This window comes from Coleofasciculus sp. B1-GNL1-01 (genome assembly GCF_040220235.1).
Taxonomy (GTDB): Bacteria; Cyanobacteriota; Cyanobacteriia; order Cyanobacteriales; family Coleofasciculaceae; genus Coleofasciculus.
Genome location: NZ_JAVJTO010000153.1, coordinates 1 through 19,649 on the forward strand (window position 1 = coordinate 1; position 19,649 = coordinate 19,649).

11 protein-coding genes and 1 pseudogene are annotated in these 19,649 nt (G+C 46.5%); 4 read left to right on the top strand and 8 right to left on the bottom strand.

Translation table 11 applies throughout. The features are described from left to right. Window positions 1–125: pseudogene (locus tag RID53_RS33525) on the top strand (IS630 family transposase); the annotation flags it as partial. A gap of 651 nt (window positions 126–776) precedes the next feature. Beyond that, window positions 777–1,673 carry a lipid kinase gene (locus tag RID53_RS33530; protein WP_446392211.1) on the top strand — a complete coding sequence of 299 codons (897 nt, stop codon included), beginning with the start codon at window positions 777–779 and terminating at the stop codon, window positions 1,671–1,673. A 216-nt stretch (window positions 1,674–1,889) separates the two neighbouring features. Here the strand turns inward: RID53_RS33530 and RID53_RS33535 are convergent, their stop codons facing one another. The 6 genes from RID53_RS33535 to RID53_RS33560 form a co-directional block, all read right to left on the bottom strand. Continuing rightward, window positions 1,890–2,990, bottom strand: coding sequence for a hybrid sensor histidine kinase/response regulator (locus RID53_RS33535; protein ID WP_446392228.1), 1,101 nt, complete (start codon window positions 2,988–2,990; stop codon window positions 1,890–1,892). Between the two features lie 615 nt (window positions 2,991–3,605). Then, window positions 3,606–9,071: a PAS domain S-box protein gene (locus tag RID53_RS33540; protein ID WP_446392212.1), complete on the bottom strand. Its 5,466-nt coding sequence runs from the start codon at window positions 9,069–9,071 to the stop codon at window positions 3,606–3,608. A 124-nt stretch (window positions 9,072–9,195) separates the two neighbouring features. Next, window positions 9,196–9,789, bottom strand: a complete 594-nt coding sequence (locus RID53_RS33545; protein WP_446392213.1) for a hypothetical protein — start codon at window positions 9,787–9,789, stop codon at window positions 9,196–9,198. A 9-nt stretch (window positions 9,790–9,798) separates the two neighbouring features. Further along, a complete protein-coding gene (locus tag RID53_RS33550; protein WP_446392214.1) occupies window positions 9,799–10,026 on the bottom strand; it encodes a hypothetical protein in 228 nt (75 codons plus the stop codon). Then, complete coding sequence (locus RID53_RS33555) at window positions 10,017–11,126, bottom strand: AAA family ATPase (RefSeq protein WP_446392215.1); 1,110 nt, start codon at window positions 11,124–11,126, stop codon at window positions 10,017–10,019. Before RID53_RS33555 ends, RID53_RS33550 begins: the two co-directional genes overlap by 10 nt. Window positions 11,127–11,179: 53 nt before the next feature. Next, on the bottom strand, window positions 11,180–12,421 hold the full coding sequence (locus RID53_RS33560; protein ID WP_446392216.1) for a PQQ-dependent sugar dehydrogenase: 1,242 nt from the start codon (window positions 12,419–12,421) through the stop codon (window positions 11,180–11,182). A 747-nt stretch (window positions 12,422–13,168) separates the two neighbouring features. Here RID53_RS33560 and RID53_RS33565 point away from each other — a divergent pair. Further along, a complete protein-coding gene (locus RID53_RS33565; protein ID WP_446392217.1) occupies window positions 13,169–16,021 on the top strand; it encodes an NACHT domain-containing protein in 2,853 nt (950 codons plus the stop codon). Between the two features lie 211 nt (window positions 16,022–16,232). Here RID53_RS33565 and RID53_RS33570 read toward each other — a convergent pair whose 3' ends face one another. Beyond that, window positions 16,233–16,427, bottom strand: a complete 195-nt coding sequence (locus RID53_RS33570) for a hypothetical protein (protein ID WP_446392218.1) — start codon at window positions 16,425–16,427, stop codon at window positions 16,233–16,235. A 14-nt stretch (window positions 16,428–16,441) separates the two neighbouring features. Then, a complete protein-coding gene (locus RID53_RS33575) occupies window positions 16,442–16,621 on the bottom strand; it encodes a hypothetical protein (protein ID WP_446392219.1) in 180 nt (59 codons plus the stop codon). Window positions 16,622–16,965: 344 nt separating this feature from the next. On the opposite strand from RID53_RS33575, the gene RID53_RS33580 reads away from it, so the two are divergent. Then, window positions 16,966–19,578: a COR domain-containing protein gene (locus RID53_RS33580; protein WP_446392220.1), complete on the top strand. Its 2,613-nt coding sequence runs from the start codon at window positions 16,966–16,968 to the stop codon at window positions 19,576–19,578. Window positions 19,579–19,649 lie beyond the last annotated feature (71 nt).

Consider the following 19,649-nt stretch of genomic DNA (forward strand, 5'->3'; position numbering starts at 1 on the left):
ATCGGCTTTTTGAATCCATTGAAGAGTTAGAATCTTTGTTGCATCAACTTTTAAATGAAGACAAGCTAGTTATTAATTGGGGGCGGAAACTGAAAAATAAGGGTAATGCTCTTATCACAGTTTAAATGCATAACAGCTTAAACCCGCCCCTACAATTGACTCGATTAAATCAGGCGCACGTTGACCAAGGGCGCACGGGGCTTACCCTAGGGTTTTTTAGGGTGTGGGTTGGGATGGATTGAGTTGTGCGATCGCGTCCTTTATCCTGAATTGGGGAGATTCAACTGGCGGTATCTAGATAAAGAAAACTTTTAATATCGACGTTTACGTTTTAATATTCTAAAGCAAAGCGGGTTTAGGGCTGCCCGAAAACGTCGCGGCTAAATCATGATTTGATCAGGGTTTGAGGATGTAGTATGATGTTCTTTAAATCCTGTATTGGGTTTATTCTAGTACCAATTTTTAGCCGTAAACGCTTCAACGCCTGATAATGCGTTATTTTTTTTGTTCTCGTGTCGGCAAATTTTAAACACTACAAGCATGTTGCATTACCCAATTGCCTAGACTCCTTTTGCCGCCGATTTGACAAAAAAGCCGTTTAATGCATCAAATGCCTGAGCAAAAAAAGACAATGGGTGGAATGGGAATGCAACTATCCACCCGTTAGAAGAGGTGCGATCGCATCAAACCGATAAAATGTAATAAGTAGGTCGGTGGAAATATACCCAACACTCCACCAATTCTCTAATAAGCCCTCAAACCCTTACAAATGACAAATGACAAATGACCATCTCCAGTTGCCGCCGAAAACAGCATTACTCTTAATCAACCGTAAATCTCGTCAGGGGCAGGAGAATCTAGCCGAAGCCATTCGTCAACTGAAGCAATTGGGTTTTATTGTACTAGAAGAATTAACCGAAGATCCACTCAAGCTTCCGGACATAATCCGTCACTATCACCATCAGGTAGACCTGGTAATCATTGGTGGTGGTGATGGTACGTTGAATGCGGCGATAGAGGGATTACTGGATACTCAGTTACCCTTAGGTATTTTACCCTTGGGAACAGCGAATGATTTGGCGCGGACGTTGAATATTCCTATTGCTTTACCCCAAGCTTGCCAAGTCATTGCTACGGGTCGATACCATAAAATAGACCTAGGTTTGGTTAATGAGCAATATTTTTTTAATGTAGCGAGTTGTGGGTTGAGTGTGGAAATTACTCAGTGCCTCACCAAAGATGCTAAACGTCGCTGGGGAATTTTGGCGTATCTCGCTACAGCATTAAAGGTGATTTGGCAAGCACGTCCGTTTCGGGCAGAAATTCGTATCAATGGAGAATCGATTCGGATCAAAACAATTCAAATTGCTATCGGGAATGGGCGACATTATGGTGGGGGAATGACCATATTTCATGATGCCACAATTGATGATAAAAAACTGGATTTGTACAGTTTAGAAATGCGTCATTGGTGGCATATTTTATTGATACTACCTGCATTATGGCAGGGACGCCATACGGATTTACCTGGAGTCCGGACTCTCCACGGTACGGAATTTGAAATCTATACTCGCAAATCTCGTTCTATTAATACGGATGGAGAAATTACCACCTCTACGCCAGCAACGTTTCGAGTAATTCCGCAAGTTATATCTGTTTTGGTTCCCAGATAGAGCTTGCTGCACAACCCAAAAACCATTAGCCATCAATACTTTGAGTAGCATTGACATTGGCTCATCTTCCAGGAAAGAGAATCAAACTCATCAAAAACCTTGCACCGCTATCAGAAAAAATGTATCCCTTGCTTCCCCAGCTTCCCCCGCTCCCCCAGCTTCCCCAGCTCCCCCAGCTCCCCCAGCTCCCCCAGCTCCCCCAGCTCCCCCTCACCCTTAAAGGACTACTGTAAAGATTGAACCTTGGGGTTGGTTGTCTGTGACGAATATTCTCCCCTGATGCGCCTCAATGACCATTTTACAAAAGGTTAAACCCAAACCAATCTGAGACACGCCACTCATTAAATCTCCCACTTCATATTTATCAAAAATATGGTGTTTGCGTTCTTCACTGACTCCTGGACCTGAATCAATAATCTGAAGCTTGGCTTTGGTGTTGGGAAAATTGGAGGATACAGACTCATTGGGAGAATTTACGGCGACAATGACTAAACTTTCTGGGGGAGAGAACTTAATCGCGTTAGAAATTAAATTCTCCAAAACACGATGAAATAAATTTATATCCAGACAAAGAGAAGCTGGGGTTTCGGTAAGCTTACCGATTAGTCTAATATTTTTATGTTCGGCAATGGCTTGGAATTGGAAAATTACGGCAGAAACTAATTGATTTAAATCAACATCAGTCTGATTCAAAACCATTTTACCGGATTCCATTTTCGCTAACATTAGCAAGTTATCGATCATGGAGTTAAGTTCGCGACTCGAATCAGAAATAATTTGCAATCGCTGTAAATCTTTGTCATTGCCTGTACTTTGCAACAGCAAATCGCTACAGAGTAAAATATTAGTCAGCGGATTTCTTAAATCATGGACAATCATATTCGATAAATCTTCCCGCATACGCAACGTCGCTTCTAGGGCATCATATTGCTGCTTAATCCGTAACATCGATCGCACCCTTGCCCGCAGTTCAATTCCACTGACGGGTTTGGTGATAAAATCATCAGCACCTGCATTAAGCGATCGCGCCAAGTCTTCTTTGGAGTTGAGTGCCGTTACAATAATCACGGGAACATGTTTCCAGTGGGAATCGGATTTGATTGTGCGACATACCTCAATCCCATTTAACTTCGGCATCATCACATCCAGTAAGATGACATCCGGTTCGATGGAGTCGAGCAGGTTTAACGCTTCTTCACCACTGCTGGCATAAAATAAGTCATACCCTTCTCGATAGAGATGGGCTTCAATCACATCAAAGGCATTCGGATCATCATCCACGATTAAGATAGATGTATTCTGATTTAGGTTAACCATAGATTTAAGTAGGTAGGGACAATAAAAGTTAACGGTTGAGATCGTCATTTGTCATTTGTCATTTGTCATTTGTAAGAGTTTGAGGTTTATTGATATATAGCGCTACGCGCTGGGCAATGGGCAATGGGCAATAGGCAATAGTGAAGGAAAACGCTTACCTGATAAGGGATTGAGCGATTTGATGTTTTCTTGATATGTCCTAACTAGAGTGCGTAGTGCTATAACTTAATAGAGTTGAGTTTATTTCCACCAACCTACTTAGATAGTTGAACTTCAGCTAATTCGTTGTTTTAGTCTTGTAAAAAATACGGCGACTGGAGTGGACATAATTTGACCATGTTCGTTCAGTATCTCAGAAACAGACAATAACTGTCAGTGATGTCTGACCGACAAAGACGTGATATCAGGTTTGTCTAATATCAAGTTGCATTCAAGGATATAACTTTCTCTCTCCCTGCTTCCAGACGCGCCATGGCGCGTCTCTACATTGCTTCCCCTAGTGCAGCGCGGCAGAAATAACTAACCAGTTAACAAGCTCCTTAAAAGCAGCTACAATGAACCTTATAGCCTTCTGCCACCTGCCTTCGGACTTCTGCCTTCTTGTACTAGCCAATGTTACCGATGCAGATACTGTTCAATGAGCGTCACCAACTTTTTCAAGCGAATCGGCTTCGCCATATACTCCGTTGCCCCTGCTGCCAAGCATTTTTCCCGATCGCCCGGCATTGCTAACGCCGTCACCGCAATAATCGGCATCCGGGGTAAATCACTGTCCGCCCGAATCTGGCGGGTTGATTCTAATCCATCCATTTCTGGCATTTGAATATCCATTAAAATTACATCCGGTGTATACTGCTTGGCTTGTTGCACCGCTTCAATCCCATTCCTAGCTAAAACCACCCGAAACCCTTTACTGTGCAAATAATCCGTCAAGGTGATAATATTTGCCTCATTATCTTCTGCCAATAAAATTAACGGTAACGCTTCCTCAACCCCAGGCGGATGCGTCTCCGGCGGTGTGGTAAACAACTGACTCAATACTGACTGTAACTGGGGACGAGAAACGGGTTTAAGTAAATAGTCAGACGCCCCTAATTCTAAAGCCTGAGTCGGATCATCGACAACAGAAACCACAACAACGGGAATGGATTGAGTGGCTGAATTTTCCTTTAACTGAACCAACACCTCCCAACCGGAAATATGCGGCAGTAAAATATCTAAGATAATTACATCCGGGTTAAATGTCTGCACTGCATCAATAGTGCCTTCCCCTTGGGGATGAATCAAAACAGTGATACCTAATTCTCCCAGATACCGGGCAATATGATTAGCTGAAGCATCGGAATCTTCCACCACTAAAGCTTTGTGAATCAGCGGCAATTCTCCAACCATCAGTTTAGGTTGTTTCAATCTTTCCCCGATACGACTCGGATGTTTCCAGGGAAGGTTTACCGTAAAGCAACTGCCTTTGCCCACCTCACTGTCTAAGGTAATACTCCCCCCTTGTAATTCCACAATTCGCCGCACTAGGGCTAACCCTAACCCAGTCCCCGCATAGCGACGAGAGAGACTGCTATCTAATTGGACAAAGGGTTTAAACAGGTTATCCAGGTTTTCTGGGGCAATACCAATCCCCGTATCGGTAACACTCAACTGCAACTGTTCACCATCAGGATCAGTTGTTACTTGCAACGATACCTTACCCCCATCAGGCGTAAATTTTACCGCATTACTTAATAAATTGACTAACACTTGGCGGATGCGCCGTTCATCCACTTCAATCTCGCTTAAGCCTGGTGCAATGTGGTAATCGAGTCGAATATTTTTTTGCTGCGCCTGCTGTTTAATAAAGGTCAAACTCGATTCACACAGACTGTTTACAGAGACAAGGGAAACCGATAACGACATCTTCCCTGACTCAATTTTAGACAGATCCAGAATATCATTAATTAAGTCTAACAAATGCTTACCACTTTGTTCGATTGTCGCCAATGATTTGCGCTGTTTGGGGGTTAATGAACCATACACCTCTTCCTGGAGTGCCTCCGCTAACCCCAAAATCGCATTTAAAGGCGTGCGTAACTCATGACTCATACTTGCCAGAAACTCATCTTTTAACCGAGTCGCCCTGGCTAATTCCGCATTCGCGAGACTAATCCGTTCATTACTTTCGCGTAACTGTTTTTCGGCTTGCTTGCGTTCGGTGATATCATAAACTAAAGCACAAGACCATAATAAGTTTCCCTGGTCATCGAGGACGGGACTGGTGGACATATATGCCCAGATCGTATTACCGGATTTTGTACGTAATTCAACCTCTTGGCGATGCACCTGACTTTGATTCAGAGGGATATTCGCAGCGGGAGTGAAACGATTATCTCCAGGGGTGAGAAAATCCGCGATCGCATGTCCTAATATTTCCACCTCGGTATACCCCAACATCCGTGCCATTGCCTGATTAATGTAGGTGGTATTCCCTTGGGCATCTGTGACCCAAATTCCTTCTTCGGCGAGTTCCACAATTTGGGCATAGCGCGTCTCGGTTTCCCGAATCTGAGATTCTAACTTCTGGTTGAGGCGTTTAATCTCATGTTCCGCCTGCTGACGTTCGGTAATATCGGTGAGAAAGGCAATCACAAAGGTGCCATTCTTAGTTTGAATCGTACTCAGTCCCACTTCAATGGGAAATTCAGTTCCATCCTGACGTTTGGCATATAATTCCTGGGATTTCCCCATAGAACGTTTACTGGGATGGGTGAGATAATCCGCCCGATGATCAGTATGGATGGAATGATAGCGTTGCGGCATTAAGTATTCAATGTTGCGCCCAAATACCTGGGTGCGATTATAGCCAAATAAGTCTTCAGCTTTGGCATTAAAGACAATAATTTCTCCCTGGGCGTTAGTGACAATAATCGCTTCTGATGCCGATTCCAGGAATGCCCGAAACTTCGCCTCACTATCCCGCAAATCCGCTTCTGTCGCTTTGCGATCGCTAATATCTTCGACGACAGCCAGGGCATAGTTGGGTTTGTGTTCTGAATCACACACCCGCGAGATGGAAATATAGACCCATCGGTATTGTCCATCCTTACGGATATACCGTTTTTCCGTAGCATAGGTGGAGGTTTTTCCCGACATTAACTGCTGTAAATACTCAATATTTTGTTCCCGATCATCCGGGTGAGTAATATCTTGTACCCGCCGCCCCACTAATTCAGATTCAGGATACCCGATAATCTCACAGTAACGTTGATTCACCCGCAAAAGTTCGCCAGAAGAGGGGGTGACAAGGGCAATCCCCACCGAGGCTTGTTCAAAGATAGCCCGGAAGCGTTCTTCACTATCATGTAATGCCCGTTCTGCTTGTTTGCGTTCGGTAATATCATGAATAATCGAAACCAGAAAAGTACGGTCTTGAATCTCAATCGGACTGGAATACACTTCCACCTCTCGAATCTCTCCCGACGCCAGACGGTGAGGAAAGATAAAATAGGATCGTTCCTCTAATTTTGCCCGTCTCATCTCCGCCTGAACTTGAGAGGGGGGCAGACAATTGAAATCCGTAATCGTTTTGGTCACTAACTGCGATCGCGAATAGCCATAAAACTTAACCGCTGCCCAATTCGCATCCGCAATCGCCCCCGTTTCCGGATCAATTAACAGTTTAATCGCCTTACTCCGCTCAAACATGGCACGAAATCGGGCTTCACTGTCTCGCAGTGCCGCTTCTGCCGCTTTGCGATCGCTAATATCGGTGTGGGAACCCACCATCCGCACCACTTTACCCTGGTTATCCCACAGGGCTTGTCCACGATCCAAAATCCATTTATAGGTGCCATCTTTACACAGGAGGCGATGCTCACTACTATAATAGGGAGTCTTCTGGTCAAAATGGTCTTGAATCAGCCCCATCACCCACTCTAGGTCATCGGGATGGACTCGTTTCGACCATTCATCTAGATGATTGGGAATTTCATCGTCCTCATAGCCCAACATCTCTTTCCAACGGGGCGAAAAGAAAACGTCATTAGTTTTCACATTCCAATCCCAGATCCCATCATTATTCCCCCGCAGGGCTAAATGCCAGCGTTCCTCACTCACCCGCAAGGCATCCTCGGCTTGTTTGCGATCGGTAATATCAGAGGCAATCCCATCCAGTCGCAGCGGATAACCCTCCTGATCATACGTCACCCGTCCCCGATCATAAAGCCAGCGAATCTCTCCATCCGGTCGCTGAATCCGATATTCTAGACTATATGTACCTTGTGCCAGTAACTGTTGATGAAAGGTACTAACCTGGGCATAATCATCCGGATGAACCACCCCTAGCCGCAGGTGAGGATGATCAAAAAAGTCTTGTACGAAACGCCCATAGACCATTTCCGTGGCTGGATTGAGGTAAAGTACCTCCTCTGTCGTCGCGGAAATTGACCAGACGACATCATCCAAGGCATTGAGAATACTATCTAAACGCTGTTTATTTTGGCGCAATGCCACTTGTGTCCGCAATGCAGAGATGCCGTAAGCCAAGTCATTTGCCAATTCTGTCAGTAATCTCACTTCAGCTGGATCAAAGGCGTCAGGTTCAGTGGCATAGATATTTAATGCTCCCAGACAGGTTCCTTCTACCATTAAGGGTAAGGCAATGGATGCCGCATACCCCTGTTGACTCGCCGCATCTCGCCACAGCCGATAACTCGGATCAGTGAGAATATTTTGGATAATTCTGGGTTCTTGGGTGCGAATCGCGGTTCCAGTCGGTCCTGTACCGCGTTGATTATCCCCCCAACTAATCTGTAAGGCTTCAACGTAACCCTTCTCATACCCCGCTTGGGCAACCGGACGCACAGTTTTCGCCTGATCCCGTTGGGCAAACCCAATCCAGGCACAACGATAGCCACCGAAGTCTACTATAATTTGGCAGATATTATGCAGTAGGGTGGGTTCATCGGTAGCCAAGACTAAAGCCTGGTTGCATTCACTCAGGGTTCGCAGGGCGCGATTGGCGTGATAGAGTGCCTGTTCTGACTGTTTAAGTTCTGTGATATCCTGTGTGACAACCATACCAGCGATGATTTCACCCGTCTGGTTTCTCAGAGGTAGGGCATGGATAATAAAAATGCGATCGCCAAAGGGCATTTCCTGGGTAACGGTTTCACCCGCTAAAACTTGGCGATAGAGGGGTTCTAGCTGGGTACAGGTTTGGGGAGGTAAGCATTCCTGTATGGTGTTCCCTTCTAATTGGGTTTTGGATAAACTGACACTCGCTAAACCCCTCCCATCTGCCAGTAAATAGCGTAATTCATGATTAAATAGAAGCACGGCTCCATTGGGGAAATTTTCCACCACGGCTCGATACCGAGCTTCACTCTCCCGCCAACAGCGATCGCGTTCCTGTAAATGTTGCTCTAAACGGTGTGACAGGTAAGCGGCGAGAAGGGAACCACCGATACCGATAATCGCTGAAAGTGCCAAGATTGACCCGGTAAACTGGCGCTGTTGGTCTAAGGTTTGGTTGAGTTGCGTCTCTTGTTGTTGTTCAGCCATCAGAAACTGCTGAATTTCATCGTTAGCTTGATCCATGACTTGCTTCCCCTCTACCAGTTGATCCGTGAATTCTGGGGATTCCGTGGCGGTTTCCGGTTTGGCATCCACTAATCTGAGATTGCGTTGTAGTAAGCTGACTCTAGCAGTAGCCAATTCCCGAATCCGTTGCAGGCGATGGGCTTGGGCGTGTTCTTGGGCAATAAGTTGACGCAATTGATCCAGAGTTACCGGAATTTGGGCGATCGCGGATTCATAGCGATCCAGAAAGTCTTGACGGCGGGTAATTTCATACCCTCGGACAGCGGTTTCAGCTTCCAGGAGATTGACGTGTAAGCGTTTAGTTTCCAGACGCACCCGTTGGGTATGTTGCAACCGAGTTTCGGCTTGGGCGGTTTGGAATTGCAACCAGCCAAACGTGGCGAGTGAGGTGACTAGACAGGTGACAGGAATTGCCAGGATCAACTGGCGTTTTTGTTGACGGGAAATCTTGATCCGGCGAGATAGTCGAGGTTGGGCGAGGTTGCGATCCATGCTAGGTGCTGCATCCGAAAGCTGATTCCACTCCTATCTAGCATAGAAGTTTTGTCAGATGTCTGTGCTACCCCAGAATCTGAATCCATCAAATTAGGTGTGTTACGCCACCACCGCTACTAACCTAAAAATCAGTTTCCTCAATCAACTGGCGTAGAATTGTCCATTCTGGCAACCACTCCCATACATTGTCTAATCTCTCAATTCGGCTGACAATCTTTTCTACAAAAACGTCCTCTGGTGATAAATCAGAGGAAACAGCAGGTTCAAATCGCCACTCTCGTAATTTAGCTCTCATTGCGTATAGCAAATCTTTTCCAGCAAAACAGTATAAATAGTCATTAAATCGCGCTCCATTAGGGCGAAACTGAGGCAGTAACGTCTTGAATTTAGTTTGAACATCTCCCTCGGAAATAAGGCGCTCTCCCTTATAGCCTCGGACAATTTCACCAATTTTTGTCAAACAGACATTTTTTCCTATCTGCTTGGGAAAGCAATATCCTTTTCTAACTTCTTCACCCCAAAAATTCTTAAAGCCTTCGCAAGCCAAGGCTGTTCGTGCTGCTGAATAGGCAGAAATAGTTTCTGCTGCTTCGTCTAAAGCATTCTGATATTCATCGCGTGAAGGTGCTTTTTTGCCTAAAGATCTTTGTACAACCGCTGGGTCAATTAAATAGTTTTCAATCTCTTTTCTTGCCCATGACCAGCCAACCCACACCTGCTCATGCTAACATTGCACAGGTGCATCAAATTTTTGCCAATCTCGACAATCAAAATCGCGGTCAACCAGGCAAGCTAAATTAGGGTTTCTGCGCCGATCTGCAATAATACTGCTGAAAAAACTTGATGTTTTTCCTCCCAGAGGGCGAATATCACTTATGGGTAGCAGTTGACGAATGACGCGAATATCAATACTTTTAGCATTCCCCTCACAGTAGAGAACGGTTACAGACACAACTTTCCTCCCTTCAGACGGTAGGTTTCACTTTCTCCAATAACGTTGCTTACCGAGTCTGAGTGAGTGGTGATAATAAACTGGCAGGTTGGCTCAATTTTCATAAGTTGAGCGACAAAATATTGAGCCGCAGGAGGATGTAAATTCAGGTCAACTTCATCAATTAAGACAATGGAATAAGCAATCTGTTGTCTCACAAATTCATACAAAAGAGGGAAGATAGACTGCTCTCCGGCTGACATTTCAGCAATGTCATAGGTTCTGTATCCATCGTTGAGCAAGAAATAAGTCTCTTCTTCGGTGGGAGAGTCTAAACTCGGACGCTGTTCTAACCCAGAAAACGAGCGATCTGGGAATACTGTTCTATACAATCTTTCTAGACGTAATAGATAACTATTGGCATAATCACCCATTCCTGAGTCCTGTTTACGACGCCAATCAATTAAATACCGTCGCAACCGCCCGACTCCCACCTCAAAGGAGGTTTCGCTACTGCGTTCTTTAAGGTGGTCTGCGCTGCTGTCTGGGTTGGAATTTGAGCCTAAGTTACGAAACTGGTCGAACCAAAAAATACCTGGAAGTTTTAAAAAATAGTGTCGAACCGATTGATCGTTCTTTTTAATAAACCATTGGGCATAATATCTCCCCCTAAACTGAAGTTGCTCGGCGGGAGTATTCCCAACTTTCCAAAAATCACCACTTAAAATTAGGTGAACTCTCTGGCTATCTCCAGGTTCAACAAACTTGTGTATTTCTTTAAACTCTGGCGATTGAGCCTCGTACCATTTCTGAGCCAGTTCACGAGTCGCATTGAGTTCTTCTGGTTCAAACAAAACCTGCATCTCAATTCTGGGATCTCCCCATCTCCAATATCGACCAGGAAGGAAGCCAATCCAGTCGAAATCAGAGATATCCTGAATCCGACCTGTTGCTAATGCTAATGGAAGTGCGATCGCCTGTAATAGAGTTGTTTTACCTGTACCGTTATCACCTAAGATCAGATAGCGATCGCTAACTTCATCCAGAATCCCATTCTTGAATGAAATTTCTAGGTGATTAAACCGCTTAAAGTTTTGAATATGGATTGATTCAATTTTCACTTAATCATCCCCTATGACATCAACTATGAGTGGCTATCGGCGTTAAAGCGCAACTACGAACTGGGTTCGATGCGGATCAGTTGTCCATTGGCTTCATCGGTGAGAATGTACAATAATCCATCCGGACTTTGGCGCACATCCCGCACCCGTTGACCGATATCGATGGATGTCTCATTGACGACATTGCCGGATTCATCAAGTTCAATATGGCGGACATCCCGCGAAACCAATCCTCCCGCAAATAAATCGCCCTGCCACTGGGGGACGCGATCGCTATCATAGATAACTAGACCGGATGGTGCGATCGCGGGAGTCCAGATGAGTTTTGGATCGACCATTCCTGGACGAGATTGCTGATTTGAAATGATTCCCCCAGAATATTCTCGGCTATGGGTGACGAGGGGCCAACCGTAGTTTTCTCCCGCTTCGACGAGATTCAGTTCATCGCCGCCTCTAGCACCATGTTCTGTAGACCAAATTCGACGGGTTTGGGAATCGAAGGTGAGTCCTTGAATGTTGCGATGTCCGTAACTCCAGAGGGCGGGATCAGCGTCTGGGGATTCGACGAAGGGATTGTCATTGGGTATTGTACCATCGTCGTTGAGGCGGATAATTTTACCTAAATGACTGCGGCGGTTCTGCGCCTGTTTACGGATCAGATCACCGTCGAGTTGTACTGGTGGATTTCCCCCATCACCGATCGCGACTAACAGGGTATCGTCAGGTAACCACAGGATGCGGGAACCGAAGTGTTGTCCCCCGGATTTGAGTTGAGATACCTGGAAAATTACCTCGAAATCCTTAAGGGCGCTACCCTCAAATTTAGCACGGGCAACTCGTGTATGATTGGCTTGGCGCGTACCGTGGGAATAGGTGAGATAGACTAACGAATTCTCAGAGAAGCGGGGATGAAGGGAGATATCCATTAACCCACCCTGCTTCACCGCAAAAACCTCTGGCACCCCAGCGATTGGTGTGGGATCAAGTACCCCATCGCGGGCAATTCGCAGTTGTCCCGATCGCTCCGTAATCAGTATCGCACCATCGGGTAACCATGCCATCCCCCAGGGATGATCTAACCCTTCGAGGACGGTGGTTTTCTGGACACCTTGAGGAGTGGCGACTGAATCAGCCGACGCTGTTGCATCTGGCGATGAGGAGGAATCCACCGATTCGGGTGGGGTTTGGGAAACGGTGGCGGTATCGGATGGAGGGGGAAATGCACAACTGGTGAGTGTCACGAGTGCGATCATACTCCCAGTTCGTTGGATCAGGCAAGCAATGTTGAGGTTCATTATGATATTCCGTCTGATGCGGTATGTCTGGGCGTCTTTCCCACTGTGACATCCTCCCACACCAAATCAAAGATTATGGTGTGGGCTTCCCCAAATCACTTTGAGGATTTCCTGGTTTTTCCCCTTTGACACGAGCTTAGAGGGTTTCGACACTTGGATGGTTTTGGCTTTCACCAATCCCCGGTAGTAGGATGCAACAAGCAAAATGCTCGAAACCCAGGTATAGCAAGGGTTTCAATTTTGAAAATTGCCACGACCTAAATAGGATTGCTATATCCCTCCTTCATGCATCTTGATTTATATTATGGGTGATTTGCCGGACATCATATCATAGACCAATCACCAATAAAAAAGAGAGCCACTCAAAGGACTCTCCCAATTATCAGGGTGCATCTATCTATCACACTATATCATTTTTGGCGTTAGGGGTGTCACCCCCCTTTCTAAAATTTTCCTAAGCTAGGTTCGTAGTCGGCACGAAGCTTGGCATTCCTGTTGACTCATCCTAAGCCAAGCCAAAGGGATGAAAACCTAGAATCATAATGGATATAATTATAGGATCATAGTATAGCGATCGCCTTTAAGTCGTGAGTTAAGACAATCCAGAATAAAGACGATCGCAACGACATAGCTCTGACTTCACCCAGATTCGTTTGCTCGCTCGTAGTAGGCACTTTAGTGCCATCAAGTCAGCGCTATAACTTTTCAGTTTGATTCAAAACCGCTTTAATCAACAGGGGTAAGATTATGATTAGTTCTCATGATACCCGCACAGAGGACACTCGCCCACTGAACCGTGATCCGAAAATCGAATCCGTTTGCCGATTCTTGGAGGATATCGAATCCCATTTTAAATATAAAACCCTTTTACATACCCAGCACCCGATTTCCCGTAAATCTCTCTATGTCCCGATTCAAGTCACCCGTGAACGCAATTATCGTCATGAGGTGGAAACCTTCTGGGGATACGCCGAATCAGAGGCTGAACTGAAACGCGCTTATGCGATTAAAAATCGCGACGTAGAAGCCAAGCGTTATCGGGTTCCCTGGGAACAGGCAAAGAAAAACTATCAACGCTTGATGGTTTTGGCTGATCCGGGAATGGGGAAAAGTGCGCTACTCCGCCGGGAAGCCGCATTAACGGCAGCCAGTGAACGGCAGAAATTGGTGGATGCTCAAATTACCGTTGAGGATGTGGTTTTTCCCCTATTTATCCGCTTAGTGGATTTACATGAAACCGCTGATGATATCACGGTGGCGATCGCATCCCTGGTTCAACGCGATTATCCCACAACCTGGGCAGATATTCAACCCTGGTTACAGGCGAAATTGCGTCAGGGGAAATGTCTGTTGTTGTTCAATGCATTAGATGAAGTTCCCAAACGCGATCGCAATGCCTTAGCCACGAAACTGAACCAATTCCTGGAAACCCATCCCTGTCCGATTATTTGTACCTCTCGGATTGTCGGGTATGGTGGCGCGTTTATTAATGGGGCAAAGGAAGTGGAAATTATTCCCCTGAGTCAACCCCAGATTGAACGATTTATTCATACCTGGTTTCAATATGGCACCGATTCAGAAAAAGACGGGATTTCGGCGGCTAGCTTAATTGAACAACTGCGACAAAATCCTCAACTGCGGGGCTTGGCACAAAATCCTCGATTACTTTATTTACTGTGCAGCTTATATTATGAGCAAGTTCTGACATTACCCGCCCGTCGCAGTCAAATTTATCAGAAAACCGTCGAATATCTCCTGAGTCAATGGACACATCATCGGGGGTCAGACAGTGGGGTGAAAATCCGCTTATTGGAAGATCTCGCCTATCAGTTTACCTGTAAAGGGCAGGAGGTGTTTGATTCCCAGGAATTGAAACAGGAAATCGCTAACGCCCTAGAACAGGATCAGGGGTTAGAACCCTTACGCCAACAAACCCCCGCCCAACTCTTGGTGCAACTGTCTGGAGAACAGGGGATTCTGCACCGCTTGACTCAAGAAGGCGATCGCTATGTGTTTATTCACCGGATTACGCAGGATTATTTAACCGCCTGTTATTTACAGCGGGTGATTCAAGAGAATCCTAGTCAGGGTATGGCGTTGGTGAAAGCCCATTTGTGGGAGTATGATTGGCATCAAAGCATTAGTCTCCTGGCGGGGTTAATGGATGATCCGATTCCCTTATTCCAAGCCATTGTTCAGGAAAAAGATGATATCTTCTCGACCTTACTCCTGTTAACCGGACGGGCGATCGCTGAATGTCAGCAATTGTCTCATCCTTTAATTACCGAAGTGATTGACCACATTTATGACTTGTGGCATCATTACCCCTTTGTTGGCTTCATTGCCTCCACCGTTGTCGCCTTGGGGCAAACCAATTCCCAGATGGCAGAGACGTTACAGCAGGATTTGGATGAGAAACAGTATTATACCCGCAAGGATTTCGTCGCTGCGTTAATTGCCGCCTTGGGTCAAATTGGCAGTCCCTCCGCCGTCGCTACGTTAATTAAAGCCCTAAATCAGGGACCTTGGTATGTGCGCGGGGAAGCGGCGACTGCTTTGGGTTATATTGGCGATGCCGAAACCGTGAAAGCGTTAATCCCCGCCCTGCGGGATGAAGATAGCGTGGTTCGGGGTGAAGCAGCAGCGGCGATGGGGCGGATTGGCACATCGGCGGCGATACAGGCGTTAATTATTGCCCTTCATGATAACGATAGTTATGTGCGGGGGGAAGCGGCGATGGCATTGGCGCAGATTGGCACACCGGAAGCCTTGCAGGAATTGGTTAAGGTGCTGAATCACCCCGATAGCTTTGTTCGTTGGCAAGCCAGTGGCGCGATTCATCTGGAAAATCCCACAGTCGTGCAGGCGTTAATCCAAGCCCTGAATCATCCCCAGGATCAGATTCGGGAAGAAGCGGCGATGGTATTGGGGAAAATTGCCACCAAGGAAACCTTAGAGGCGTTAATTCCGGCGCTGCAAGATGCTGATCCAGTGGTGCGAGAAGAAGCGGCGGAAGCTTTGGCGCGTTCCGGGAATCCTCAGACGTTGGAGGTGTTAATTCCAGCGTTAGCGGATACTGATCCGGTGGTGCGCCAGGAAGCAGCGGCGGCGTTAGGGCGGATGGGGACAACTCCGGCGTTAACCGCATTAATTCCGATTCTCCAGGATCAGGATAAACGGGTGCGAAAACAGGGAATTGAGTCATTGGGGAGAATGGGTACTCCAGCGGCGCTACAAGCGTTAATTCCCCTATTAAAGGATGGCGATGGCGATATCCGAGGCGCAACGGCGACAGCCTTGGGACGGATAGGTACTGCACCCGCATTACAGGCATTAATGCCCTTGCTAAAGGATAATGACTGGTTTGTTCGGGAGCAAGCGGCAATGGCATTAAGTCGGATTGGCACCCCGCAGACATTGGAGGCGTTGTTGCAATTCCCGACAACTGAGATTGAACGCCCGGAAATCTTGACCTTGATTCGCACATTGGCGGTGCGGTTTAGTCGGGAGAAATCCCCGTTAGTGCCAGTGTATCCGGAGTTGGTGGGAGCCATGGGGGGATTCCGTCGGTTAGGGCGGAAGTTGAGTGGAAAGCGATAAAACCCATTGGTCATTGGTCATTCGTAGGGACGGTAGGGTCTGTAGGGGCGACCCGCTTGGTTTGATGAATAACACCACTCCATTTAATTAAGTCGGGTCGCCCTGTCCTAGCGATCGCCTTTTCAGATATAGATAAATAAAATTAGGCGATCGCTCTCTAGTTAGTACATTCAAACCCCAATCATCGTCCTGTAGGGGCGACCCGCTTGGCTTAATTAACAACACCACTCCATTTAATTAGGTCGGGTCGCCCTATTCTCGCGATCGCACTCTCGGTTATCAGGGTTGAATGGATATGCGATCGCCTTTTCAGATATAGATAGATAAAATTAGGCGATCGCTCTGTGGTTAGTACATTCAAACCCCAATCATCGTCCTGTAGGGGCGACCCGCTTGGTTTAATCAACAACACCACTCCATTCAATTAGGTCGGGTCGCCCTGTCTTGGTGATCGCACTCTCGGTTATCAGGGTTGAATGGATATGCGATCGCGTCGCCCTGTCCTAGTTTACTCACCAACGAGTCTTTAATACTCACCAACGAGTCTTTGATACTCGCCAACGAGTCTTTGATACTCGCCCATGAGTCTTTGATACTCACTCACGAGTCTTTGATACTCGCCCATGAGTCTTTGATACTCACCAACGAGTCTTTGATACTCACCAACGAGTCTTTGATACTCACCAACGAGTGTTTGATACTCGCTCACGAGTGTTTGATACTCGCCCACGAGTGTTTGATACTCATCGAAGAGTCTTTATCGCTCTTTTGTTGTAGTGCGTTTAGCGAAGCCATGCCGCAGGCTTTGCATCTTGCTCGCTACTAATACCCAATTTAAATGCATGACAGCTTAGAACACTCAGGTGTCTCCCTGTCTCCGCGTCTCCCTGTCTCCCCATCACCCCCATTGGCTACAGTAAAAAAAGAGGATTCAAGGCTGGCTGATGACAGAGAACGAACTACTCCAACTCATTGAACAAGCGGCGCGGGAAGAATGGACAGAACTTGACCTCAGCGACAATAATATCCAAGAACTGCCTGCCGAAATCGGTCAACTCACCGCCCTGCAATCCTTTGATCTCAGCGACAATAATATCCAAAAACTGCCTCCTCAAATCGGTCAACTCACCGCTTTACAATCCCTTCAGCTCTGGGATAATAAAATCCAAAAACTGCCTGCCGAAATCGGTCAACTCACCTCCCTGCAATCCCTTAACCTTCGCGGCAATAAACTCCAAGAACTGCCGCCGGAAATTCAACAACTGCTCAACCTAAAAACACTAGATTTGCGCGGTAATCCACTCCCCATCCCCCCAGAAATTTTAGAAGGAAATAAGTTATTCACAGAACCGGGGGATGTCCAAGAAATCCTGGACTTCTACTTCCGCATCCAAGACCCCACCGAAACCACCCCCCTCTACGAAGCCAAATTTATCATCGTCGGCGAAGGTGCAGCCGGAAAAACTACCTTAGCCAAGAAAATCGAAGACGAAACCTACCAACTCCAACCCGATGAAAAATCCACCCAAGGTATTGACGTAATCCAATGGCACTTTCCCCATGCCAACGGACAAGACTTTCGCGTCAATATCTGGGACTTTGGCGGACAGGAAATCTATCATCAAACCCATCAATTCTTCCTCACAAAACGTTCCCTTTATGCCTTAGTCGCCGATGACCGCAAAGAAAACACTGATTTTTACTGGTGGCTAAAAGTCGTCGAACTCCTCAGTGACAATAGCCCCGTTTTAATTATCAAAAATGAAAAACAAGACCGTCAATGTCCCGTCAACGAACGCCAACTCAGGGGAGAATTCACCAATCTCAAAGATGTTATCCCCGCCAACTTTGCCACCAATCGCGGACTTGATCACATCAAAGACGCCATTCAACAATATATTACCCATCTCCCCCACGTTGGCACCCCATTACCTAAACTTTGGGTACGAGTTCGTGCAGCCTTAGAAAACGATTCCCGCAACTATATCACCCAACAAGACTACGACCAAATTTGCCAGCGGAATCAATTAACTGACCGCCAAGATAGGCGGCGTCTCAGTCGCTACTTACATGACCTCGGCGTCTGCCTCCATTTCCAAGATGACCCCACCCTCAAACACTATATTATTCTCAAACCCGAATGGGGAACCACCGCCGTCTATAATGTCTTAGATAATCCCACCGTTCAGAACAATCTCGGCTGTTTCACCCAAGACACCCTGGCTGATATTTGGCATGAAGATGAATATAACTCAATGCAGGATGAACTGCTGCAATTAATGATCCGGTTCAAACTCTGTTACCCCATCCCCAATCAGACGGATACCTACATCGCCCCCCAACTTTTAGATATCAATCAACCCGACTACGATTGGGATGAGCAAAACAATCTCATCTTGCGCTATGACTACGACTTTATGCCCAAAGGAATCCTCACCCGCTTCATTGTCGAAACCCACCCCTGGATAGAAAACCAAACCCTAGTCTGGCGCAATGGCGTACTCCTCAACAAATATCAAACCCGCGCCGAAATTATCGAATATTACTATCAGCGCCAACTCAAAATCCGGGTATCCGGAAACCGCAAAAAAGAACTCCTCGCCGTAATTACCCATGAACTGGAAAAAATCCACGCCTCTTATGAACGATTGCGGTATACTACCCTGGTTCCCTGTAACTGTAGCGAATGCCTCGGCAGTCCTCATCCCTATTCCTATCGCCTGGACAATCTTCGCAAACGCTTAAACGCAGGTCGCTATGAGATTGAATGCGATAATAGTTATCAAATGGTGGATGTGCGCCGCTTAATTGATGACGTGAACCTCTCCCCCTACCCGCAATACCAAGCTGATAAACTAGGCATAGACTCACCCTTTAATAAGGCGACAGATTCCCGATTACAACAGGAACTGAACCAGGAAAGAGAAGCCTCCTTTAGCCATCCCCACCGCCAAACCTCCCCCAAGGATTCCCAGATGAATGACGCAAACGCCGCCAACTTCGAGAAAGAAATCTTTATCTCCTATGCCTGGAGAGGGGAAAGCGAGGAATTTGTCAACCGTCTCGATGAGGTGTTTCAATCCCAGGGAATCACGATTGTCCGGGATAAGCGAGACTTAGGCTATAAAGGGCTAATCAAGGAATTCATGGAGCGTATTGGACGCGGGAAATGCGTTATTATTGTGATTAGCGATCGCTATCTCAAATCCCCTAACTGTATGTATGAACTCGTCCAGATTGCCAACAATGGCGAATTCTACAACAGAATCTTCCCGATTGTCTTATCTGACGCCACAATTTATGACCCAGTAGATCGCGCTGATTATATCATTCACTGGCAAGAAGAAATCAATAAACTCGAAACCAAAATAAAATTAATCGCCTCTTCCGCCAACCTCCCCAGTTTACAACGTTCCATCAACGAATACACCGAAATTCGCGCCACAATCGATGGACTCACCGATACGCTACAAAACATGAATACCCTCACCCCCGACATTCACAGCGAATCGGGGTTTAATCATCTAATTAACGCGATTCAAGAACAACTATTGTAGGGGCGGGTTTAGGGATACAATGAATAGGGATACCGATAACTTACCCACAAAACCCGCCCAGATTCAACAGT